26 protein-coding genes are annotated in these 20943 nt (G+C 72.9%); 21 read left to right on the top strand and 5 right to left on the bottom strand.

What is annotated here, in order from left to right; genetic code table 11:
* Positions 1-122: 122 nt before the first annotated feature.
* Complete coding sequence (locus tag AC3A5R_RS06735; protein WP_487619955.1) at positions 123-494, bottom strand: DsrE family protein; 372 nt, start codon at positions 492-494, stop codon at positions 123-125.
* Between the two features lie 23 nt (positions 495-517).
* On the opposite strand from AC3A5R_RS06735, the gene AC3A5R_RS06730 reads away from it, so the two are divergent.
* The 9 genes from AC3A5R_RS06730 to AC3A5R_RS06690 all read left to right on the top strand — a co-directional run bounded on the left by AC3A5R_RS06730 (position 518) and on the right by AC3A5R_RS06690 (position 6976).
* On the top strand, positions 518-1015 hold the full coding sequence (locus tag AC3A5R_RS06730) for a heme-binding beta-barrel domain-containing protein (RefSeq protein WP_487619954.1): 498 nt from the start codon (positions 518-520) through the stop codon (positions 1013-1015).
* Positions 1016-1059: 44 nt separating this feature from the next.
* Positions 1060-2112 (top strand): CAF17-like 4Fe-4S cluster assembly/insertion protein YgfZ, encoded by a 1053-nt coding sequence (gene ygfZ, locus AC3A5R_RS06725; RefSeq protein WP_487619953.1) that lies wholly within the window; start codon positions 1060-1062, stop codon positions 2110-2112.
* 78 nt (positions 2113-2190) lie between these two features.
* The gene (locus tag AC3A5R_RS06720) at positions 2191-3045 is read left to right on the top strand and encodes a beta-keto acid cleavage family enzyme (protein ID WP_487619952.1); all 855 of its coding nucleotides are present in this window, start codon (positions 2191-2193) and stop codon (positions 3043-3045) included.
* A gap of 86 nt (positions 3046-3131) precedes the next feature.
* Positions 3132-3518, top strand: coding sequence for a helix-turn-helix domain-containing protein (locus tag AC3A5R_RS06715; protein ID WP_487619951.1), 387 nt, complete (start codon positions 3132-3134; stop codon positions 3516-3518).
* Between the two features lies 1 nt (position 3519).
* Positions 3520-4473, top strand: a complete 954-nt coding sequence (locus tag AC3A5R_RS06710; protein WP_487619950.1) for a hypothetical protein — start codon at positions 3520-3522, stop codon at positions 4471-4473.
* Between the two features lie 89 nt (positions 4474-4562).
* Entirely contained in the window at positions 4563-5579 is a 1017-nt protein-coding gene (locus AC3A5R_RS06705) for an asparaginase (RefSeq protein WP_487619949.1), read from the top strand.
* Positions 5580-5595: 16 nt separating this feature from the next.
* Complete coding sequence (gene dtd / locus AC3A5R_RS06700) at positions 5596-6021, top strand: D-aminoacyl-tRNA deacylase (protein WP_487619948.1); 426 nt, start codon at positions 5596-5598, stop codon at positions 6019-6021.
* A 114-nt stretch (positions 6022-6135) separates the two neighbouring features.
* Positions 6136-6450: a DUF2516 family protein gene (locus AC3A5R_RS06695; protein WP_487619947.1), complete on the top strand. Its 315-nt coding sequence runs from the start codon at positions 6136-6138 to the stop codon at positions 6448-6450.
* A 70-nt stretch (positions 6451-6520) separates the two neighbouring features.
* Complete coding sequence (locus AC3A5R_RS06690; RefSeq protein WP_487619946.1) at positions 6521-6976, top strand: phosphomannose isomerase type II C-terminal cupin domain; 456 nt, start codon at positions 6521-6523, stop codon at positions 6974-6976.
* Between the two features lie 80 nt (positions 6977-7056).
* On the opposite strand, the gene AC3A5R_RS06685 is transcribed toward AC3A5R_RS06690, so the two are convergent.
* Together AC3A5R_RS06685 and AC3A5R_RS06680 are read right to left on the bottom strand one after the other, a co-directional pair.
* Entirely contained in the window at positions 7057-8001 is a 945-nt protein-coding gene (locus AC3A5R_RS06685; RefSeq protein WP_487619945.1) for an MEDS domain-containing protein, read from the bottom strand.
* A 126-nt stretch (positions 8002-8127) separates the two neighbouring features.
* Entirely contained in the window at positions 8128-8922 is a 795-nt protein-coding gene (locus tag AC3A5R_RS06680) for a class I SAM-dependent methyltransferase (protein ID WP_487619944.1), read from the bottom strand.
* A 170-nt stretch (positions 8923-9092) separates the two neighbouring features.
* Here AC3A5R_RS06680 and mshA point away from each other — a divergent pair, with 170 nt between their 5' ends.
* Genes mshA through AC3A5R_RS06665 form a run of 3 tightly spaced genes read left to right on the top strand, consistent with a single transcriptional unit; the run spans position 9093 to position 11662 of the window.
* On the top strand, positions 9093-10376 hold the full coding sequence (gene mshA, locus AC3A5R_RS06675; RefSeq protein ID WP_487619943.1) for a D-inositol-3-phosphate glycosyltransferase: 1284 nt from the start codon (positions 9093-9095) through the stop codon (positions 10374-10376).
* Positions 10373-10894: a type III secretion system chaperone family protein gene (locus AC3A5R_RS06670; protein WP_487619942.1), complete on the top strand. Its 522-nt coding sequence runs from the start codon at positions 10373-10375 to the stop codon at positions 10892-10894. The genes mshA and AC3A5R_RS06670 overlap by 4 nt, the downstream gene beginning before the upstream one ends.
* A 24-nt stretch (positions 10895-10918) precedes the next feature.
* A complete protein-coding gene (locus AC3A5R_RS06665; protein ID WP_487619941.1) occupies positions 10919-11662 on the top strand; it encodes a phosphoglyceromutase in 744 nt (247 codons plus the stop codon).
* 153 nt (positions 11663-11815) lie between these two features.
* On the opposite strand, the gene phoU is transcribed toward AC3A5R_RS06665, so the two are convergent.
* The gene (phoU, locus tag AC3A5R_RS06660) at positions 11816-12532 is read right to left on the bottom strand and encodes a phosphate signaling complex protein PhoU (protein WP_487619940.1); all 717 of its coding nucleotides are present in this window, start codon (positions 12530-12532) and stop codon (positions 11816-11818) included.
* Positions 12533-12814: 282 nt separating this feature from the next.
* Between phoU and AC3A5R_RS06655 the strand changes: the two genes are divergently transcribed.
* Together AC3A5R_RS06655 and AC3A5R_RS06650 are read left to right on the top strand one after the other, a co-directional pair.
* The gene (locus AC3A5R_RS06655) at positions 12815-14155 is read left to right on the top strand and encodes a sensor histidine kinase (protein ID WP_487619939.1); all 1341 of its coding nucleotides are present in this window, start codon (positions 12815-12817) and stop codon (positions 14153-14155) included.
* A 25-nt stretch (positions 14156-14180) separates the two neighbouring features.
* Entirely contained in the window at positions 14181-14864 is a 684-nt protein-coding gene (locus tag AC3A5R_RS06650; protein ID WP_487619938.1) for a response regulator transcription factor, read from the top strand.
* A gap of 100 nt (positions 14865-14964) precedes the next feature.
* Here AC3A5R_RS06650 and AC3A5R_RS06645 read toward each other — a convergent pair whose 3' ends face one another.
* Positions 14965-15477: a hypothetical protein gene (locus tag AC3A5R_RS06645; protein ID WP_487619937.1), complete on the bottom strand. Its 513-nt coding sequence runs from the start codon at positions 15475-15477 to the stop codon at positions 14965-14967.
* 289 nt (positions 15478-15766) lie between these two features.
* On the opposite strand from AC3A5R_RS06645, the gene AC3A5R_RS06640 reads away from it, so the two are divergent.
* The 7 genes from AC3A5R_RS06640 (at position 15767) to AC3A5R_RS06610 (ending at position 20818) form a co-directional block, all read left to right on the top strand.
* Entirely contained in the window at positions 15767-16249 is a 483-nt protein-coding gene (locus AC3A5R_RS06640) for a CarD family transcriptional regulator (RefSeq protein ID WP_076261794.1), read from the top strand.
* 50 nt (positions 16250-16299) lie between these two features.
* Positions 16300-16971, top strand: coding sequence for a 2-C-methyl-D-erythritol 4-phosphate cytidylyltransferase (gene ispD, locus AC3A5R_RS06635; protein ID WP_487620127.1), 672 nt, complete (start codon positions 16300-16302; stop codon positions 16969-16971).
* A gap of 80 nt (positions 16972-17051) precedes the next feature.
* Entirely contained in the window at positions 17052-17840 is a 789-nt protein-coding gene (locus AC3A5R_RS06630) for an SDR family oxidoreductase (protein WP_487619936.1), read from the top strand.
* Entirely contained in the window at positions 17837-18328 is a 492-nt protein-coding gene (gene ispF / locus AC3A5R_RS06625; protein ID WP_487619935.1) for a 2-C-methyl-D-erythritol 2,4-cyclodiphosphate synthase, read from the top strand. Before AC3A5R_RS06630 ends, ispF begins: the two co-directional genes overlap by 4 nt.
* A gap of 176 nt (positions 18329-18504) precedes the next feature.
* The gene (locus tag AC3A5R_RS06620; protein WP_487619934.1) at positions 18505-18990 is read left to right on the top strand and encodes a hypothetical protein; all 486 of its coding nucleotides are present in this window, start codon (positions 18505-18507) and stop codon (positions 18988-18990) included.
* A gap of 83 nt (positions 18991-19073) precedes the next feature.
* Positions 19074-20156, top strand: a complete 1083-nt coding sequence (locus AC3A5R_RS06615) for an S-(hydroxymethyl)mycothiol dehydrogenase (RefSeq protein WP_487619933.1) — start codon at positions 19074-19076, stop codon at positions 20154-20156.
* Positions 20153-20818, top strand: a complete 666-nt coding sequence (locus AC3A5R_RS06610) for an MBL fold metallo-hydrolase (protein ID WP_487619932.1) — start codon at positions 20153-20155, stop codon at positions 20816-20818. Before AC3A5R_RS06615 ends, AC3A5R_RS06610 begins: the two co-directional genes overlap by 4 nt.
* Positions 20819-20943: the final 125 nt, after the last annotated feature.

Here is a 20943-nt window from a genome sequence, read left to right as displayed (position 1 = left end):
AGGCCACGATCGGCTGGCTCCCAACCGTCGAGAGGCCACGATCGGCTGGCTCCCAACCGTCGAGAGGCCACGATCGGCTGGCTCCCAACCGTCGAGAGGCCACGATCGGCCCCGGGACGCCTTCAGTAGACGAGGGCCTGCGCGCCCGGCGCCATGACCTCCTCGACGAACGCCGCGGCCCCGCGGATGACCACGCCCTCGACGAGCTGGTCCTCGGTGAGGTCGCGCCGTGCCGCACACTGCGTGCACACCGTGAGGCGACCTCCGGCCAGAACGGCCTCCCGCAGGTCGACGACCGGCGCGGCGTGGGGCAGCGCGAACGCCTCGGCCCGCCCGGGCACGGCCATCCACGACGCCTCCCCGGTGAGCCACACCGACACGGAGACGCCGCTGGCCACCGCCGTGGCCGCGACGGTGAACGCCTGCGACAGCCGTTCGGGCGCCTCGACGCCGGAGGTGACCTTGACGACGAGCGAGCGGGCGGGGGTGTCCATGGGGTCAGGCTACGATTCCGGGCATGTTCAACCTCGACCAGGACATCCCGGAGCCGTTGCGACCCCTCGCGTGGCTCATCGGACGCTGGGAGGGCGCCGGGGTCGTCGGCTACCCGACGATCGAGTCGGCGCACTTCGGCCAGGAGATCGAGGTGACCCACGACGGCCGTGGCTTCCTCAAGTGGGAGAGCAAGGCCTGGATCCTCGACTCCGAGAACGGCTCCAAGGTCCGCCCGGCCGCCGTCGAGTCCGGATTCTGGCGTCCGATGGACAACGGCGAGGTCGAGCTGCTGCTCGCCCACCCGACCGGCATCCTCGAGCTCTACTACGGGAACATGCAGCCGGCCAAGATCGAGCTGCGCACCGACGGCGTGCTTCGCTCGCCGGGCGCCAAGGACTACAACGCCGCCACGCGCCTCTACGGCCTCGTCGAGTCCCAGCTCATGTGGGTCATGGACATGGCGGCCGTCGGCCAGGAGATGCAGAGCCACGTCTCGGCCCAGCTCAAGCGCGTCGAGTGACGGCGCCCGTGGAATGCAGCCCGCTCGCCGCTCGTTCCACCGACATGAGTGACGTCGACGTGCCCGCAGCCCCCGCCCGCACGGTCCACCGCAGCCCACTCCTCGACGCGCCCCGCGCCGTCGCGGGGGAGGGGCTCGAGGCCGGGGTGGCCGTGCACTACGGCGACCCGATGCGCGAGCAGCGCCTCCTCGAGGAGGGCTTGGCCGTCGTCGACCTCTCCCACCGCGACGTCATCACCGTCACCGGCCCCGACCGGCTCAGCTGGCTGCACTCGTTGACCACCCAGCACCTGCTCGGCCTCGAGCCCCGGCAGTCCCGCGAGGCGCTCGTGCTGACGCCGAAGGGCCACGTCGAGCACTCCCTGCACCTCGTCGACGACGGCGCGACGACGTGGGTCACCACCGAGCCCGGGGCCGGCGCGGCGCTCGCCGAGTGGCTCGACAAGATGCGGTTCATGCTCCGGGTCGAGGTCGCGCTCGTCACCGACGACTGGGCGGTTCTCGGCGAGCCGCACGCGTCCGAGTCGGTCGAGGGCGAGCCGATCGCGTGGCGCGACCCGTGGCCCGACCTCGTCGGCGACACGACGGCGTACGGCCCGACGGAGGGTCACCCCGGCACGGAGCGCTCCTGGCGCGAGGTCATCGTGCCGCGTTCGGATCTCGTTGCAGCAGTGGGTGATCGGCCGCTCGCAGGCCTATGGGCGGCCGAGGCGCTGCGCGTCGCCGCCTGGCGCCCCCGGCTCGGCCTCGAGACCGACCACCGCACGATCGTCCACGAGGTCGACTGGCTCCGCACCGCCGTGCACCTGCACAAGGGCTGCTACCGCGGGCAGGAGACCGTCGCCCGCGTCCACAACCTCGGCCGCCCGCCGCGTCGCCTCGTGTTCCTGCACCTCGACGGCTCGGGCCACACCCTGCCGGCGCAGGGGAGCGAGGTGCTCGCGGGCGACCGCGTCGTCGGCCACCTCACCTCCGTCGGGCGCCATCACGTCGACGGGCCCATCGCGCTCGCGATCGTCAAGCGCAACACCGACCCCACCCTCGAGCTGCTCGTCGACGGGCTGTCGGCGGCGCAGACCGTCATCGTCGCCCCCTGACGCGTCCGTTCCCTGACGCGTCGCCGCCCCTGACGCGTCGGGACCGTCCGGCGCGGTGGGCGCTGGCAGGATGACGCCATGAGTCCTGCACGCAGCGCCGCGAGCACCCTGATCACCGTCGCGCCCACCGGCGCCGAGACATCCAAGGCGGACGTCCCGGCCCTGCCGACGACACCGGAGGAGCTCGTCGAGACGGCGGTCGCGTGCGAACGGGCCGGCGCTGCGCTCATCCACATCCACGTGCGTGACCGTGACCACCAGCCGACGCTCGACCGGGTGCTGCTCAAGGAGGCGGTCGACGCCGTGCGTGAGGCCACCGACCTCGTCGTGCAGCTCTCGACCGGCGGCGCCGTCACCGACCCTCTCGAGCAGCGCCTCACGGTCCTCGACGCCGACCCCGACTCGTGCTCGCTGACGTGCGGCACGACGAACTTCGGCGACGGCGTCTTCCTCAACCCGTGGGGCTTCATGGTCGACCTCTACCGCCAGGCGCAGGAGCGCGAGGTCGTGCCGGAGTTCGAGCTCTTCGAGCTGGGTCACGTGCACGCGCTGCGCCGCCTCATCGACGAGTGCGGGCTGCCCTACGGCGGCCAGGTCCACGTCGACTTCGTCACCGGTGTGCCCGGGTCGATGCCGGGCACGCCGCAGGCCCTCCTCGCCGGGGTCGCGATGCTGCCCGAGGAGGTGACGAGCTGGTCGGCCACCGGTATCGGCAGGGCGCACCTGCCGATCGTCGCCGCAGCGCTGTCGGCAGGAGGTCACCTGCGGGTCGGCATGGAGGACAACCTCATGTTCGCCAAGGGCCGGCCGGTCGAGCACAACAGTGAGCTCGTCTCTCGCGCAGCCGAGCTCGCGACGCTCATGCAGCGTCCGCCCATGTCGACCGTCGAGGCTCGGGCCGCCCTCGGCATCAAGGACCGCCGCACGCGCTGACCTGCACGACATCCCAGGCCGAGTGTGGGCGGGCTCACGCTGTCTGGGGTTTGCATTTTGCTTGCTGCAGTTAGCACAATGGAGGGGTGAGCAAGCTTCCGCTACCCGACCTCGGGGCGTACCTGCGCGAACAGCGCGAGAACGCCCAGCTGTCGCTGCGCCAGCTCGCCGAGATGGCCGGGGTCTCCAACCCCTACCTGTCCCAGATCGAGCGAGGCCTCAAGCGCCCGAGCGCCGAGATCCTCCAGCAGATCGCCAAGGGGCTGCAGGTGTCGGCCGAGTCGCTCTACGTCAGAGCGGGAATCCTCGACGAGCGGGTCGGCGACGATCCGGCCACCGCCCCGGACGTGCTCACCGCGATCGCCGCCGACCCGGTCCTCACCGACCGCCAGCGAGGCGTGCTCGCCGAGATCTACCTGTCGTTCGCCGGCACCGCCGCCGCGACCCCTGACGTCACCGAGAAGGAGAAGTGAGATGGCCCTGACCAAGAAGATCACCAAGACCGTCAAGGACGCCCAGAAGCAGGCCGAGGCCGCCGTGGCCGAGGTCCGTGGGCAGTTCGACGGCCGCATCCCCGACATCACCGTCGACCCGACGCCTTTCTACGCCGTCGTCGGCGCGGCCAACCTCGCCATCGCCACGGTCCGCACGGCCGGCGAGCAGCTCGACGCGGCACGCAAGCAGGCCAAGACCGCCGACCTGCGCAAGGGTGCCCGCAAGGAGGCCGACCAGCTGCAGAAGGATCTCCAGAAGCGCATCGTCGACCTCCAGGCCCGCACGGCCGACCTCCAGCGGATCGCCGCCACGTACGCGGACCGCTTCGTCGCCCAGGCCCAGGAGCTGCCGGCCCACGTGCTCAACCAGGGCCTCGTCCTCGCGAGCAACGCCAAGGACCAGTACGACGCTGCCGCCGCCCGCGGCGAGAAGGTCGTCACCGACGCCCGTGCCCAGGGCCAGCGCGCCGCCTTCGACGCCGTCGAGAAGGGCAACGCCGTCATCGCCCGTGGCCGCCGCGTCGCGAGCACCGCGACCGCAGAGGGTGAGAAGGTCGCCCAGAGTGTCCTCGGCGCCGTGTCCGACGACGCCGCGACCGTGACCTCGCAGGTCGAGAAGTCGGCCGCCGCCGTGGAGAAGGCAGCCGCGCCGGTCCCGGCCACGCGCACCGCCGAGCACGAGAAGGCCATCCGCTCCGCGGCCGCGAAGAAGTCTGCGGCCACGCGCAAGGCCGACGCCGTCGAGTCGACGACGACCCACAAGGTCGCAGCCCGCTCGTCCGCCCCCGCGAACCAGGCCGACACGACGGCCGGCTCCACGAAGACGGCCGCGCGCAAGACCGCGACCAAGAAGACCGCGGTCAAGAAGTCGACGGCGAAGAAGGCCGCCACGGCCAAGAGCGCCGCGAAGAAGGCCACGACCACCCAGTCCTGACCCACGCCGCACCCCTGCGCACGAGGGCCGTCACCGATCCGGTGGCGGCCCTCGTCGCGCGCGTAGGCGCCTCCGGCATACTGCGGGTCGTGTCCGACCACACGCAGACCCCGTCCGCCCCCGCCGCCGGCTCCGCCGCAGGGCCAGTGTCGACCGCCCTGGCCGACGCCCCCGTCGTCGCGCACGTCGTGCGCGCCGGCTTCGTCGAGTCGGTCCACCACGGCACCGTCGTCGTCACCGCGCCCGACGGCTCGGTCGAGCTCGAGGTGGGCGACGCGTCCGGCCCGGTGTTCCCGCGCAGCTCGAGCAAGCCGCTGCAGGCGCTCGCCATGCTCCGCTCGGGTCTGCAGACCGACGACCTGCACCTCGCGCTCGCCTGCTCGAGCCACTCCGGCGAGGACTTCCACGTCGAGGCCGCCCGCGAGATCCTCGCCGGCGCCGGCCTCACCGAGACCGATCTGCAGAACACCCCCGACTACCCCTACGACGAGGCGGCCCGCATCGCGTGGATCGCGAACGGCCTGCCCAAGCAGTCGATCGTGCAGAACTGCTCGGGCAAGCACGCGTCCATGCTCGCGACGTGCGTGACCAACGGCTGGGACCTCGCGACCTACCGCGACCCGGCCCACCCGCTCCAGGTCGCCGTGGCCGACACCGTGCGTGAGCTGTCCGGCGCCGAACCGAGCGCGGTGGCCGTCGACGGCTGCGGCGCCCCGATCCACGCCATCCCGCTGTCGGCGCTCGCCGTGGCCTTCGGGCGCCTCGCCGCGGCCACCGACGGTCCCGAGGCCCGCATCGCCACCGCGATCCGCGCCTACCCCGAGTACCTCGGCGGCAGCCACCGCGACGTGACGACGCTGATCCGCGGCGTCGACGGCCTCGTGGCCAAGGACGGCGCCGAGGCGGTCTACGCCGTCGGCCTCCCCGACGGTCGCGGCATCGCGGTCAAGGTCGCCGACGGGTCCTCGCGGGCGCGGCCGGTGGTGCTCGCGGCGGTGCTGCGCCGCATCGGCGTCGACGCCGAGGACACGCTCGCCGCCCTCGAGCACCAGCCCGTGCTCGGACACGGCCAGCCGGTCGGCTCGGTCGTCGCCGTCGGCATCTGAGCCGGAGGACGACCACGTGCGTGCGGTCCTCCAGCGCGTCACCAGCGCACGCGTCGAGGTCGACGGCGAGGTCGTCGGCGCCATCGACCGTCCCGGGCTGCTCGCCCTCGTCGGCGTCACCCACGGGGACGGCCCCGAGCAGGTCGACCGCCTGGCCCGCAAGATCGCCGAGCTGCGGATCCTGCGCGACGAGCAGAGTGTCCTCGACGTCGGCGCACCGGTGCTCGTCGTCAGCCAGTTCACGCTCTACGCCGACACGCGCAAGGGTCGGCGCCCGTCGTGGGGTGCAGCGGCTCCCGGGCCGGTGGCCGAGCCGCTCGTCGACGACGTCGTGGCCGCCCTGCGCGCCCGTGGTGTCGAGGTGGCCGAGGGGCGGTTCGGGGCGATGATGCAGGTCTCGCTCGTCAACGACGGGCCCGTGACCCTCGTCGTCGACTCCTGAGCCGGCATGCCGGAGCAGGGACGCCGTCCCCGACGCGTCGGGCACCTCCGCTGGGCGCCCGCTGGGAGGGCGCTGGACGCGTCCGTGCACACGGGGTCGGGTTACGCTTCCCCTATGCAGCTCTACTACGGGTTCCAGAGCGTCGTCCAGCTCGTCCTCGGCGTCGTCGCGCTCGGCTGCGAGATCTGGGCCTTCGTCGACGCGCTCCGGCACCCGGAGGGCGCCTACGTCGCCGCGGGCAAGCGCACCCGCACGTTCTGGCTCGTCCTGCTCGGTGTCGCGCTGGCGCTCGGCTTCGTGACGGTCCTCAACCCCCTCAGCCTGTTCGGCCTGCTCGGGTTCGTCGGTGCGGCGGTGTACCTCGCCGACGTCCGTCCGGCCCTGCGCCAGGTGCGCGGCCTCGGCGGGCGGTCCGACCGCCCCTGGTGATCTCTCGGTCCTGGCCGGGGAAGGCATGGACGTAGGGCACACTGGGCACTCACCAAACGATGGGGGACAGATGACCCAGCAACGGCCGACTCATGTCGGCGACGTCGTGCTCGACGACCACGAGCACGAGTCCGACCCCGTCCACACGCCCGACGACTACGACCTCGGAGACCGCGACCCCACGACCGACATCTTCGTCGCGGACCGCCCGTGGGGCCGGTTCCAGCAGTTCGTGTCCAACGAGCAGGTCACGGTGAAGATCATCACCGTGCAGCCCGGGCACCGGCTCTCGCTCCAGCGCCACGACCACCGTGGCGAGATGTGGCAGGTCCTCGACGTGCCGATCGACGTCACCGTCGATGAACGGGAGTGGACGGCCGGCCCCGGCGAGACCGTCTGGGTCCCGCGCGGGGCCCTGCACCGCATGGGCAACTCCGGCGACCGGCCGGGACGCCTGCTCGAGGTCGGCTTCGGACACTTCGACGAGCAGGACATCGAGCGCATCGAGGACGACTACGCGCGCTGAGCACGACAGGTCACTCGCTCAACGTGCCGCCGGGCCCAGGGTCCGGCGGCACGCGTGCGTCCGGCCCGTCCTGATGGCGCTCAGCCCGGCAGGTCGAGGTCGGCCCAGACGACCTTCCCGCCGGGCAGGACCTGTGCGCCCCACGTGTCCGACAGTGCCTCGACGATCTCGACGCCGCGACCGTCGACGGCGTCCGTCGAGCGCTCGCGACGCTCGAGCGGGGCCTCGGTCGCGTCCTCGACACCGATGCGCACGCCGCCGTCGCGTCGCTCCACGAGCGCCCGGAACGGCGTCACGGCGTGGGCGAGGGCGTTGGTGGCCAGCTCGGACACGATGAGGGCCGCGTCGGCGGTCAGGCCGTCGTGCCCCCACGACCGGAGCACGTCGAGGACGAAGTGGCGCGCGGCCGGGACCGACTCCGGCAGCGGCTGGTACACCTGCGAGTACGCGTGCGTCAGCCCCAGCCGCGGCGTCAGCCGGGACACGGCGGGGTCGTCGGGCGCGTGCGTCCGGGTGCCCTTGTCCACGTGCAGGTCGACGTGCAGAGCCGTGATGCGGGCGACGTCGACGAGCTCGGCGTGGTCGGCGATCCGGCCGGGGTAGGCGCACACGAGCTGGAAGTCGTAGACCTCCATGGCCTCGGCCCAGTGCAGCTCGAGCTCGACCGCGGGCTCGACGAGCCCGCGCTGCCACAGCAGCGAGAGCGTCTCGCTGAAGACGCGCACGCGTCGGCCGCCCGAGACCTGCGGCCCGACGAGCGCGCGGGCCTTGCCCCAGAAGGCGTCGACGTCGAAGCGTCCGTCGATGACGAACCCGGCGATCGACGCCTCGGGGTCGCGCGGCCAGTAGCGGCGCGCAGCCTCCTCGCCGCCGGGATCGCAGCCCAGTCTGGCGAGCGCGCCCTCCACGCGTCGCCTCAGGCCTGGCGTGCAGATCGAGACGACGCACTCGTCATGGTCCCAACCGTCTGCGACGTACCTCGCCACGGCTGTGACACCCTCGTTGTCGAGTGCGTAGAAGCTCACTCCACGACCCCGCCCCCACGCAGCCATGCCGCCCTGCGACATGTCGCTCATGCTACGCCCGGGCCCCACGACGGCGGCGGACTCGGCCCCCGCGAGATTTGGTCGGGTTCGGGCGACTTCGGCCGCTCACCGTGGGGCGACGGCCTCCCACGCCACGGTCAGCTCGCCCAGGCGCCACCGCGACGGCCCGTCGAGCAGCGGCCACCGCTCGCGCACCTCGGCCGCCATGGCGAGGAACCGCTGCCGGGCGCCCCACGAGGACTGCGGTGCGCTGCGGGCCCAGGCGAGATCGAGGTCGGCGAGGAAGTCGTGCACCCGCTCGCCCGGCACGTTGCGATGGATCAGGGCCTTGGGCAGGCGCTCGGCGACGTCGGACGGCCGGTCGAGCCCGCCAATCCGGACCGACACGGTGAGGCTGACCGGACCGGACCCGTCGACGGCGACCCACGTGGCGCGGCGCCCGATCTCGTCGCACGTGCCGTCGACGAGCAGGCCGTCCGGCGCCAGGCGCTGCTGCACCCGTGCCCACGCGTCGGCCACGTCGTCCTCGGCGTACTGGCGCAGCACGTTGAAGGCGCGCACGACGGTCGGCCGGTCGCCGCCGTCCAGGGGCACCTCGAAGCCGCCGAGGCGGAAGGTCAGGCCGTCGCGCTCGAGCGGGCGCCCGGCCGCGACCCGGGCGGGGTCGATCTCGATACCGACGACCTGGACGTCGGGGCGTACCCGGCGGAGCCGGTCGTGCAGCTCGACGGCGGTGATCGGCGAGGCCCCGTAGCCGAGGTCGACGACGACCGGGGGGCCGGGGCTGCGTCGCAGGCGCCAGGCCTGCGGGCCGGCGATCCACCGGTCGCAACGCCTGAGCCGGTTCGGGTTCGTCGTGCCCCGGGTGATGGTCCCGACGGGGCGAGCGCGGCCGGCCACGCCCGCAGCCTACGCGGACACCCTCCTTGCCCTCGGTTCGATGTATTCCACGGTCCTCGATGACCGTGGAATACATCGAATCGGGGTCGTGGTTGAGTCGGGGAGAGCAGGTAGCAGCACGGACAGCGGACGAAGGGATGCCGATGGTGGCCGATCCGAGGCGGGTCGCGATGATCAGCGTGCACACCTCACCGCTGGAGCAGCCCGGGACGGGCGATGCCGGCGGCCTCAACGTGTACGTCGCCGAGACGGCCCGCCAGCTCGCCGCGCGCGGCGTCGAGGTCGACATCTTCACCCGACGCACCACCGGCGACATCCCCGTCGAGGCCGACCTGGTGCCCGGCGTCCGCGTCCGGCACGTCACGGCCGGGCCGTACGAGGGGCTGTCCAAGGAGGACCTGCCCGGCCAGCTGTGCGCCTTCTCGGCCGGCATCATGCACGCCGGGCTGTCCGTGCCCGAGGACCACTACGACCTCGTCCACAGCCACTACTGGCTCTCCGGCCAGGTCGGCTGGCTCGCCGCGGACCGGTGGCGCGTCGCCCTCGTCCACACGATGCACACGATGGCCCGGGTCAAGAACCTCCACCTGGCCGAGGGCGACACCCCGGAGCCGCGCGGCCGCGAGATCGGCGAGGTCCAGGTCGTCGAGGCCGCCGACCGGCTCGTGGCCAACACCGACGACGAGGCCCGCGAGCTCGTCCAGCTCTACGACGCCGACCCGGGCAAGGTGTCGGTCGTCCCCCCGGGCGTCGACCTCGAGACCTTCACCCCCGGCGACCGGTCGCAGGCGCGCCGCGACCTCGGACTGCCCGTGGACGGGCACCTGCTGCTCTTCGTCGGGCGGATCCAGCCGCTCAAGGCCCCCGACGTCCTCGTGCGCGCGGCCGCCGAGATCGTGCGCCGCGACCCGACGCGCCGCGAGCGCCTCACGGTCGCCGTGCTCGGTGGCCCGAGCGGCTCGGGCCTCGCCCGGCCCCGTGACCTCGAGGAGCTCGCCGCCGCCCTCGGCGTCGCCGACGTCGTGCGGTTCGTCCGGCCGGTGGCGCGTCCCGACCTCGCGCGCTGGTACCGCGCCGCCGACGTCGTCGCCGTCCCCAGCCACTCCGAGTCGTTCGGCCTGGTCGCCCTCGAGGCCCAGGCGTGCGGCACGCCGGTCGTGGCGGCCGACGTCGGCGGCCTGCCCACCGCCGTCGGCGACGCCGGCGTCCTCGTCCCCGGCCACGGCACGGAGGAGTGGGCCGACGCGCTCGATGCCCTGCTGCTGCACGACGCGCTCCGTGCCGAGCTGGGGCGTCGCGCCGTGCGCCACGCCGCCGGGTTCGGGTGGCCCGCGACGACCGACCGCCTCCTCGACGCGTACCGTCGGGCCATGCGAGCCCGCAGCGACGCGCCGGAAACACCCATCGACGAGGGCGAGAGCCTGGCCGGAGTCCCGACCGCGGTGATCCCGTGACCGCACCGGCCGAGGGCGTCCGCGCCGACGCCGAGGCCGGGCTCCGCGGCTACCTCGACTCCGTCGACCTCGAGTGGGAGCTCGGCGGGCGGGAGGGCGAGTACGTCGTCACGCTGCCGGGGGAGAAGAAGCTCAAGACCGTCGTGTCGCTGCTCGTGCGCGACCGCACCACGAGCGTCAGCGCCTTCGTCATCCGCAACCCCGACGAGAACCACGAGGCCTTCTACCGGGCCCTGCTGCGCAAGAACCTGCGCCTGCAGGGCATCGCGTACGCCATCGACACCGACGGCGACGTCTACCTGCGCGGCGAGGTGCCGACCGCGGCCCTCGACGCCGAGCACCTCGACCAGCTCTTCGGCGTCGTCCTCGCTGCCAGCGACGACGCCTTCAACGAGCTGCTCGCCCTCGGCTTCCTCGGGTCGATGAAGAAGGAGTGGGCCTGGCGGGTGTCGCGGGGGGAGTCGACCCGCAACCTCGAGGCGTTCCGTCACCTGCTGGACGACGCCTCGGAGGCCTGATCGGGCGTCGCTAGGCTGGCGCGCATGACCTACACGCTCGTCCTCGTCCGCCACGGCGAAAGCGACTGGAACGCCAAGAACCTCTTCACCGGCTGGGTCGACGTCGACCTCACCGACCAGGGCCGCGCCGAGGGCGTGCGCGCCGGACAGCAGCTCAAGGAGGCCGGCATCCTGCCCGACATCGTGCACACCTCGGTGCTGCGCCGGGCCATCACGACGGCCAACCTCGCCCTCGACGCGGCCGACCGCCACTGGATCCCGGTCAAGCGCGACTGGCGCCTCAACGAGCGGCACTACGGCGCACTCCAGGGCAAGAACAAGAAGCAGACGCTCGAGCAGTTCGGCGAGGAGCAGTTCATGCTGTGGCGCCGCTCCTACGACGTGCCGCCGCCGGCGATCGACCCCGAGGACGAGTTCGCCCAGACCCACGACGCCCGCTACGCCGGCCTCGGCGAGGCGATGCCGGCCACCGAGTGCCTCAAGGACGTCGTCGCCCGGATGCTGCCCTACTGGGAGAACGAGATCCAGACCGACCTCGCCGACGGCCTCACCGTCATGGTCGCGGCGCACGGCAACTCGCTGCGGGCCCTCGTCAAGACCCTCGACGACGTCTCCGACGAGGACATCGCCGGGCTCAACATCCCCACCGGCATGCCGCTCGTCTACGAGCTCGACGACGACTTCCGGCCGGTGACCCGTGGCGGTCGCTACCTCGACCCCGAGGCCGCCGCCGAGGCTGCCGCCGCGGTCGCCAACCAGGGCCGCTGACCTTTCTCCAACCGCTGAACCGTCGAGAGGCCAACAATGGCTGCCCGGCGACCGTCGAAAGGCCACTTCTCGCCGCGAGAAGTGGCCTTTCGACGGTCACGAGGCGACCACATGTGGCCTCTCGACGGTGAAGCGTGAGGGGGAATGGACGCGTCAGGCGGGGGCGTCGTGCTCGATCGACTCGAGCACGTCGGCGTCCTCGGCGTCCTCGTGGTCGTAGCTGACCTCCGAGTCGTACTCGCCCGTGACGAGGTAGATGACGCGTCGGGCCACCGAGACCGCGTGGTCGGCGAAGCGCTCGTAGTAGCGGCCGACGAGCGTCAGGTCGAGGATCGAGCTGCGCGACCACGACGTGTTCTCGTCGAGCAGCGCCGCGAAGAGCTGCCGGTGCAGCTCGTCCATGGCGTCGTCGTCCTTGTCGAGGGCGATGGCCGCGGCGACGTCCTTGCTCGCGATGATCGAGCCGCACTTGGCCACGATCGACTCGGCGACCTGGCCCATCTGCAGGATGTGGGCGCGCAGCTCGGGCGGCACGGCCGAGTCGGGCGTGCGCAGCCGGGCCACCTTGGCGACGTGCCGGGCGAGGTCGCCCATGCGCTCGAGGTCCGAGCTCATGTGCATCGCCGTGACGACGATGCGCAGGTCCGTCGCCACGGGCTGCTGCCGCGCGAGGAGGTCGATGGACCGCTCGTCGAGCTCGATGCGGATGTCGTCGAGCTTGCGGTCGGCCTCGATGACCGACTCGGCGAGGTGGACGTCCGCGTCGAGGAGGGCGGTCGTCGCGCGGGAGATGGCGGACCCGGCCAGCCGGGTCAGCTCGACGAGCTGGTCCGTGATGGTGTCGAGGTCCTCGTGGAACTGGTCGCGCATGCTCTTCCTGTCGCTAGCCGTTCTGGGGCCGTCGCCGTCCCGGTGTGGGCACCGGGACGTCCGGCTCGTGGTGCGGGTGCGCGCCGGCACGGGGGTGCTGCGGACACGTCCCAGCCTGCCACTGCGCGGCGCTCGACACACGGCCGACACGACCCTGTCCCGCAGAGGGTGGCACCGCTGCGTGAACGGGTGGGTTCGCCAAGGTGAACAGTCGGTTGTGCGCCTGCGTGCGGGCCGTCCGCGTGTCCGGGGCGCGCGTCGGCCGTGCGTACGCTTGGTGTCGTGGACCCGACGACCGCGGCAACGCTCGGTGGCATCGCCGGCCTCGCCCTCGGCGGGGTGGCGATGGTCGCCGTGCGCCTGTCCGACCGGTCGACCGCCGCGGAGGAGGTCCTGGTGCCCGAGCCGACGCTGCCGCCCGGGGTCGCCGACGTCATCGCCGTGCTGCGCTCGAGCGGCATCCTGCTCGACGCGTCCGACCGGGTCGTCAACAACTCGCCGGCCGCCGTGGCCCACGGTCTCGTCCGCGGTCACGAGGTCGTGCACACCGAGCTGCTCGACCTCGCCCGGGCGGTGCGTCGCGACGGCGTCATCCGCGAGGCCGAGCTCGCGCTGCGCAAGGGGATCGGCGAGGGCCGCATCGTCGTGTCGGCGCGGGTCGCGCCGCTCGGCGCCAACCACGTGCTCCTCCTCGTCGAGGACCGCACCCAGGCCGCGCGCGTCGACGAGATCCGCCGCGACTTCCTCGCCAACGTCAGCCATGAGCTCAAGACGCCCGTCGGGGGCATCGCCCTGCTCGCCGAGGCGATCCGCGACGCGCACGACGACCCGGAGGCCGTGGCCCGGTTCGCCACCCGCATCGGCGTCGAGTCGACGCGCCTGACGCGCCTCGTCAAGGAGATCGTCGAGCTCTCGCGCCTGCAGGGCGCCGACGTCATCAAGGAGCCCCTGCTGACCGACGTCGGGGCGTGCGCCGACGACGCCGTCGAGCGCAGCCGGCTCCTCGCCGAGGAGCACGGGATCACCCTGGCCCGCTCCATCGAGCCGGGCTGCGAGGTGTGGGGCGACGCCGAGCTCGTCACGACCGCGATCAGCAACCTCGTCGGCAACGCCATCGCCTACTCCGACCGCGACACCCGGGTGAGCGTCACGGTGCGCCGCACGCCGGCCGGGCTCGTCGACGTGTCGGTCACCGACCAGGGCCTCGGCATCGCCCCGGAGGAGCAGGCGCGGATCTTCGAGCGGTTCTACCGCGTCGACACCGCACGGTCGCGGGCCACCGGCGGCACCGGCCTCGGGCTCGCGATCGTCAAGCACGTCGCCGACAACCACGGCGGCCACGTACGGGTGTGGTCCGAGCCCGGCCGCGGCTCGACCTTCACGATCGAGCTGCCCGCCGCCGTCGCCCCGGTCCGGTCGGTCCCGACCGACACCACGACCGACGCTTTCGCCCACCTCACTCCCGACGCGTCCGTGCCCGACGCGTCCGTGCCCGACGCGTCCGTGCCCGACGCGTCCTTGGCCGATGTCGCGACGCCGGTCGCGCCGGCGTCGCCGGCCCCTGAACCCTCCCGCTCGACTCCCTCCCGCTCGACCGAGCACCCCTCCCACACCGTCGCCTGAGCCGCCCGATCCCGAAGAGGACCCCTTGAGCCGCATCCTGATCGTCGAGGACGAGGTCTCGTTCTCCGACCCGCTCTCCTACCTGTTGAAGAAGGAGGGGTACGACGTCGCCGTGGCCGAGACCGGCCCCGACGGCCTGGCCGAGTTCGACAAGAACGGCGCCGATCTCGTGCTGCTCGACCTCATGCTCCCCGGCCTGTCAGGGGTCGACGTGTGCCGGGCGCTGCGCCAGCGCTCGTCCGTGCCGGTCATCATGCTCACCGCCAAGGACAGCGAGATCGACAAGGTCGTCGGCCTCGAGCTCGGCGCCGACGACTACGTCACCAAGCCCTACTCGAGCCGCGAGCTGCTCGCCCGCGTCAAGGCCGTGCTGCGCCGCCTCACCGAGCCCGAGGACCTGCTGCCCTCGACGCTCGAGGCAGGCCCGGTGCGCATGGACGTCGAGCGCCACACCGTCAGCGTCCGCGGCGAGACGGCGTCGTTGCCGCTCAAGGAGTTCGAGCTGCTCGAGATGCTGCTGCGCAACTCCGGGCGCGTGCTGACCCGCATGCAGCTCATCGACCGCGTCTGGGGCAGCGACTACGTGGGCGACACCAAGACCCTCGACGTCCACGTCAAGCGGCTGCGGGCCAAGATCGAACCCGACCCGGCCACGCCGGTGCACATCGTCACGGTGCGCGGCCTGGGCTACAAGTTCGAGGCGAGCTGACCCGACCGGCCCGCGGTGCCGTCGGGCCCGCCCGAACGCGAACGGCGACGGCCGCCGCGCATCAGCGGGGCGGCCGTCGCCGTGTCGACGTGGGTGACGCTCAGGCGCCGCCGGTGGGAGCCGGGGTGGCCGTCGAGTAGTACAGGGTGGGCGGCAGCACCGGCACCTCGGCGACCGTCGTGCCGCCGGTGCTCGAGGTGATCGTGACCGGCACGAGCGTGCCGGGCTTGGCCGTGACACCGGAGATCTGGAGCCCCTTGGACGCGAGGTCGACCTGCTCGCGCGGGCCGAGGGACACCTCGGAGCCGGACGGTGCGGTCGCGGCGCCCTGGGCGGCCTGCGGCTGGAACTTGACCGTCATCTGGTCGGTGCCGAGGTTGATGGCCGAACCGGTGACGACGGCCGGGCCGTTGCCCTCACCGACGAGGACGAGGTTGCGGACGGCGAGCTGCCCCACGTCGGCGGGGACGCCGTCGGCCGGCACGTACGCGACCTGGGTCTGCTGCGGGGAGTTGACCTGGCACCCGGCCGTCACGGCGGCGAGGGCGACGCCGGCGGCGAGCGCCGAGACACGGCGACGCACGGGGGTCTGCACGAGGAATCGACGCTTCACGGGCGACAGCCTACCGGCGGCCGCTCGTGCGTCGCGTCAGGACCCGCGTCCGCCCGCGACCCGGCGGCGTTGCGGCGCAGGCCCGGAGCGGCCGCAAGCCGGTGGTGCGGGACTGACCGATGTCATGTAAGCGCTCGCGCGATGCATGTGGACAGCGGTTCTGTCAAGACGTCAGCGGTGGCGGATGAGTGACCAACTGTGGCTCTGACCTGCGCAGATGCCAGATCCTGAGATCGCGATGTGCGCCGCGCCGTGATAATCTGGGGGTCGCGAAAGGGGAAAACAGCACATGGTTTTCAAGGTCGGCGAGACGGTCGTGTACCCCCACCACGGGGCGGCACTGATCGAGGAGATCAACACACGCACGATCAAGGGAGAGGACAAGCTCTACCTGAAGCTCAAGGTCGCCCAGGGCGACCTCACGATCGAGGTGCCCGCAGAGAACTGCGACCTCGTCGGCGTCCGCGACGTCGTCGGCCAGGAGGGGCTGGACCGGGTCTTCGAGGTCCTGCGCACCCCGCACACCGAGGAACCCACCAACTGGTCCCGCCGCTACAAGGCGAACCTCGAGAAGCTCGCCTCGGGCGACGTCATCAAGGTGGCTGAGGTCGTGCGCGACCTCTGGCGTCGCGACCAGGACCGGGGCCTCTCGGCCGGCGAGAAGCGGATGCTCGCCAAGGCCCGTCAGATCCTCGTCTCCGAGCTCGCGCTCGCGGAGAAGACCGACGAGGACAAGGCTGAGTCGATCCTCGACGAGGTCCTCGCCTCCTGACGGCGAGCCTCATCCTGAACGGCAGCACCGGAGCCGGTCGCGTCGGCGTCATCGTCGTCGCGGCCGGCTCCGGTTCGCGTCTCGGGGCCGGTGTCCCGAAGGCGTTCGTGCCCCTCGCCGGGCGTCCCCTCCTGGGGTACGCCCTGCGGGGGGCCTTGTCGTGCCCGGACCTGCACCAGGTCGTCGTCGTCGCGCCGGCCGAGTGGGTGCAGGAGGCGCGGGAGGTCTGTCGCCTCGCCGCCGCCGAGCACGCGTCGGCCGCGCCGGACCTCGCGGTGGTGGCCGGGGGAGCCGAGCGCGGCGACTCGGTGGCCGCGGGACTGGCCGCGCTCGACGCGTCCGTCGACGTCGTCCTCGTCCACGACGCCGCCCGCTGCCTGACGCCGCCGGCGGTCTTCGCGCGTGTCGTCGCGGCCGTCGAGGCCGGGGCGGTCGCCGTCGTGCCCGGCACCCTGGTCGTCGACACCGTCAAGCAGGTCGACGCCTCGGGTCGGGTGGTCGCCACACCCGACCGGGCAGCGCTGCGGGCCGTACAGACCCCGCAGGGCTTCCGTCGCGACGTCCTCGCGCGGGCCCACGCCGTCTCGAGCGAGGCCACCGACGACGCCGGCCTCGTCGAGCGCCTCGGCGAGCCGGTCCTCGTCGTCGAGGGCGACCGCCTCGCCCTCAAGGTGACGACGCCCGACGACCTCGAGGCAGCCACCCGCCTGCTCACCCCCTGACGACCCCCGGCTCGATGTCTTCCGCGGTCCCGGGTGACCGCGGAACACATCGAAGCGGGGAGTTGCCTATCCTCGGTCGCGTGACCGAGCAGCCGGCTGACCAGACCCGCCCCCTCGCCCTCATCACCGGCGGAGGCACCGGCATCGGCGCCGCCACCGCCCGGCGCCTCGCCGATGACGGCTTCGACGTCGTCGTGGCCGGCCGTCGCGTGGAGAAGCTCGACGCCGTCGTGGCACAGATCGGCGGAGCGGCCCGCGCGCTCGTCATGGACGTCACCGACGACGCGAGCGTCGAGGCCGGCGTCGCGACCCTCGGGCGCTGCGACGTCGTCGTCAACAACGCCGGTGGGGCCCTCGGGGTCAGCCGCGTCGAGGACGGCGACCCGGCGGAGTGGGAGCGGATGTACGCGACGAACGTCGTCGGCACGATGCGGGTCACCCAGGCGGTGCTGCCCCTGCTGCGGCGCTCGGCGCGCGCGACGGTCGTCGACGTGTCCTCGATCGCCGGCGAGCGCGTCTACGAGGGCGGCGGCGGCTACGTCGCGGCCAAGCACGGCACGTCCGTCGTGTCCGAGACGCTGCGCCTCGAGCTCAACGGCGAGAACATCCGCGTCGTCGACATCCGCCCCGGCATGGTGCACACCGAGGAGTTCTCGCTGACGCGCCTCGGCGGCGACCGGACCGCAGCCGACAAGGTCTACGAGGGCGTCGACCGGCCGCTCGTGGCCGACGACGTCGCCCGGTGCATCGCCTTCGTCGTCGGGCTGCCCCAGCACGTCAACATCGACACCATGGTCGTCAAGCCGGTGGCCCAGGCCGCGCCGCACAAGGTGCACCGCGGTCCCATCGACTGGAAGGACGGCGCGTGAGCGCCCCGCTGCCCCGCGTCGGCATCGGCGTCGACGTCCATGCGCTCGCACCCGAGGGGTCCGAGCGCGAGCTGCGGGTGGCCGGGCTGCACTGGCCGGGCGAGCGCGGCCTCGACGGGCACTCCGACGCCGACGTCGCAGCGCACGCCGCCTGCGACGCACTCTTCTCGGCCGCCGGCATCGGTGACCTCGGGGCGCACTTCGGCACGTCGCGGCCCGAGCTCGCCGGCGCGTCGGGGGTCGCGCTCCTCGCCGAGGCGGCCCGGCTCGTGCGCGAGGCCGGGTTCGAGATCGGCAACGTCGCGGTGCAGGTCGTCGGCAACCGGCCCACGATCGGTACGCGTCGGGCCGAGGCCGAGGCGGCGCTGTCGACGGCCGCCGGTGCGCCCGTGGCGGTGAGTGGCACGACGACCGACGGCCTGGGACTCACCGGCCGTGGCGAGGGCGTCGCCGCCGTGGCCACCGCCCTCGTCGTCGAGCGCTCCTGACGGCCGGACCGGGTTGGGTCCGCCGCTCCGTCCCCGCTCGCCCGACAGGTCGCCGGACCGGAGCCAGGTCGCGACGTCGAGGTCGGATGGGTGAATCGGTTGGCCGGCCCCGACGGGGGTAGGACGAGGTCAGGAGCGGCGCGCAGCCGCCTCGGGGGCTGACCGAGGAGGACCTCATGCAGACCAGCACCATCATCTGGATCGTCATCGCCGTGGTGGTCGTGGCCGTGGTCGTCGCCCTCGTGCTGTCGCGGTCCCGTGGCAGCCGGGAGCGCGTGCAGCGGGAGCGGGCCGAGCAGATGCGTCAGGAGGCGGCCACGCACGACCGCCTGCTGCGCGAGCGCGAGGTCGGCGCGAGCGAGGCACAGGCGCGGGCGCAGCTGGCCCAGGTGGAGGCCGAGAAGCAGCGCCTCGAGGCCGAACGTCTCGAGACCGAGGCCCGCGAGCGCTCAGGCGGCCTTGCGGAGGTGCGCCAGGAGCGGGACGCCCGGCTGCGTGAGGCAGACCTCCACGACCCCGACGTGCGCACCGACGACGACGGCAACCGCATCGGCGAGGACACCAACCGCATCGACGGCGACGACCGCACCGACGACGCGTCGACCCCGGTCAACGGTCGGGCGAGGCACGCGGACGACTGGAACCCCACCGGCGACCGCTGACGGACCGCCCGGCTGCGGCCGCGGCCCGTTTGGCAGGATCGGTGGCGAACGTCCCCGACCCCGCCATGCGAAGGAGCATCACCGTGCCGCAGACCGTCAAGGGTGTCATCGCCCGGAGCAAGGGCGCCGACGTCGAGCTCGTCGACATCGTCGTGCCCGACCCCGGGCCCGGCGAGGCCGTCGTGGCCGTCCAGGCCTGCGGGGTCTGCCACACCGACCTGCACTACCGCGAGGGCGGCATCAACGACGAGTTCCCGTTCCTGCTCGGGCACGAGGCCGCCGGCGTCGTCGAGGCGGTCGGTGAGGGCGTCACCGACGTCGCACCCGGCGACTTCGTCATCCTCAACTGGCGCGCGGTGTGCGGCCAGTGCCGCGCCTGTGCCAAGGGCCGGCCGTGGTACTGCTTCGCCACCCACAACGCGACGCAGCGGATGACCCTCACCGACGGCACCGAGCTGACGCCGGCGCTCGGCATCGGTGCGTTCGCCGAGAAGACGCTCGTGGCTGCCGGCCAGTGCACCAAGGTTCCCGACGCCGACGCGGCGGCGGTCGGCCTGCTCGGCTGTGGCGTCATGGCCGGGTTCGGTGCGGCCGTCAACACCGGCGGCGTCGGGCGCGGCGACTCGGTGGCGGTCATCGGCTGCGGCGGCGTGGGCGATGCCGCGATCGCGGGCGCGAGCATCGCGGGTGCCACGACGGTCATCGCCGTCGACGTCGACAACCGCAAGCTCGAGAAGGCCAAGCACTTCGGCGCGACCCACACGGTCAACAGCCGCGAGACCGACCCGGTCGAGGCGATCCGCGAGCTGACCGGCGGCAACGGCGCCGACGTCGTCGTCGAGGCGGTCGGCCGTCCCGAGACCTACGAGCAGGCGTTCTACGCCCGCGACCTCGCCGGCACCGTCGTGCTCGTCGGGGTGCCGACGCCTGACCTGAAGCTGACGCTGCCGCTCATCGACGTCTTTGGCCGGGGCGGCGCGCTGAAGTCGAGCTGGTACGGCGACTGCCTGCCCAGCCGGGACTTCCCGATGCTCGTCGACCTCTACAAGCAGGGGCGGTTCGACCTCGACGCGTTCGTGACCGAGCGCATCGGCATCGGGGACGTCGAGGCGGCGTTCGAGAAGATGCACGGTGGCGACGTGCTGCGTTCGGTCGTGGTCCTGTGACGGCCCTTCCCGAGCTGCCCACCTCGCCCGGCGGCGTCCGCGTCGAGCACACGACCACGTCGGGCACGTTCAGCCTCGACGGCGGCACGTGGGACGTCGAGAACAACGTCTGGGTGCTGGGCGACGACCACGAGTGCGTCGTCGTCGACGCGCCGCACGACGCCGGTCCCGTGCTCGACCTCGTCGGCGACCGGCGGATCGTCGCGGTGCTGCTGACCCACGCGCACGACGACCACGTCTCGGCCGTTCCGGGCCTGCTCGCGGCGCGTCCGGGCACGGAGGTGGCGCTGCACCCGGCCGACCGCGTCCTCTGGGACCGCACCCACCCCGACCTCGCCCCGACGCGTGGGCTGGCCGACGGCGACGTCGTGCGGGTCGGCGACGTCGAGGTGCACGTGCTGCACACGCCGGGCCACGCGCCGGGCGCCTGCTGCTTCCACGTGCCCGCCCTCGGCGTCCTCTTCTCCGGCGACACCCTCTTCCGGGGCGGCCCGGGTGCGACGGGCCGCTCGTTCTCCGACTTCCCGACGATCATCGAGTCGCTCCGCGAGCGCGTCCTCGGACTGCCGGAGGACACCGTCGTGCTGACCGGTCACGGCGACGCGACGCGCGTCGGCACCGAGGCGCCCGACCTCGACGCCTGGGTCGCCCGCGGTCACTGACGGCCCGCTCGGCCACAGACTGCCCGCTCGGCCACAGCCACCCTCCCGCAATCGAGAGAGCACTCCGTCGATGACGGAGTGCTCTCTCGATTGGGGGTGGGCGTGACGGAGTGCTCTCTCGATCG

Source organism: Intrasporangium sp. Soil_C_50 (genome assembly GCF_057656595.1).
This window is presented reverse-complemented; position numbering and strand designations above follow the sequence as displayed.

What these genes read in the sequence shown, in the direction of transcription:
- ygfZ (WP_487619953.1), top strand. Translation starts at nt 1,060, where the DNA reads ATGAGTGACGTCGACGTGCCCGCAGCCCCCGCCCGCACGGTCCACCGC.
- AC3A5R_RS06695 (WP_487619947.1), top strand. Translation starts at nt 6,136, where the DNA reads ATGCAGCTCTACTACGGGTTCCAGAGCGTCGTCCAGCTCGTCCTCGGC.
- AC3A5R_RS06730 (WP_487619954.1), top strand. Translation starts at nt 518, where the DNA reads ATGTTCAACCTCGACCAGGACATCCCGGAGCCGTTGCGACCCCTCGCG.
- AC3A5R_RS06710 (WP_487619950.1), top strand. Translation starts at nt 3,520, where the DNA reads ATGGCCCTGACCAAGAAGATCACCAAGACCGTCAAGGACGCCCAGAAG.
- mshA (WP_487619943.1), top strand. Translation starts at nt 9,093, where the DNA reads ATGATCAGCGTGCACACCTCACCGCTGGAGCAGCCCGGGACGGGCGAT.
- AC3A5R_RS06665 (WP_487619941.1), top strand. Translation starts at nt 10,919, where the DNA reads ATGACCTACACGCTCGTCCTCGTCCGCCACGGCGAAAGCGACTGGAAC.
- AC3A5R_RS06620 (WP_487619934.1), top strand. Translation starts at nt 18,505, where the DNA reads ATGCAGACCAGCACCATCATCTGGATCGTCATCGCCGTGGTGGTCGTG.
- phoU (WP_487619940.1), bottom strand. Translation starts at nt 12,532, where the DNA reads ATGCGCGACCAGTTCCACGAGGACCTCGACACCATCACGGACCAGCTC.
- AC3A5R_RS06720 (WP_487619952.1), top strand. Translation starts at nt 2,191, where the DNA reads ATGAGTCCTGCACGCAGCGCCGCGAGCACCCTGATCACCGTCGCGCCC.
- AC3A5R_RS06735 (WP_487619955.1), bottom strand. Translation starts at nt 494, where the DNA reads ATGGACACCCCCGCCCGCTCGCTCGTCGTCAAGGTCACCTCCGGCGTC.
- AC3A5R_RS06640 (WP_076261794.1), top strand. Translation starts at nt 15,767, where the DNA reads ATGGTTTTCAAGGTCGGCGAGACGGTCGTGTACCCCCACCACGGGGCG.
- AC3A5R_RS06690 (WP_487619946.1), top strand. Translation starts at nt 6,521, where the DNA reads ATGACCCAGCAACGGCCGACTCATGTCGGCGACGTCGTGCTCGACGAC.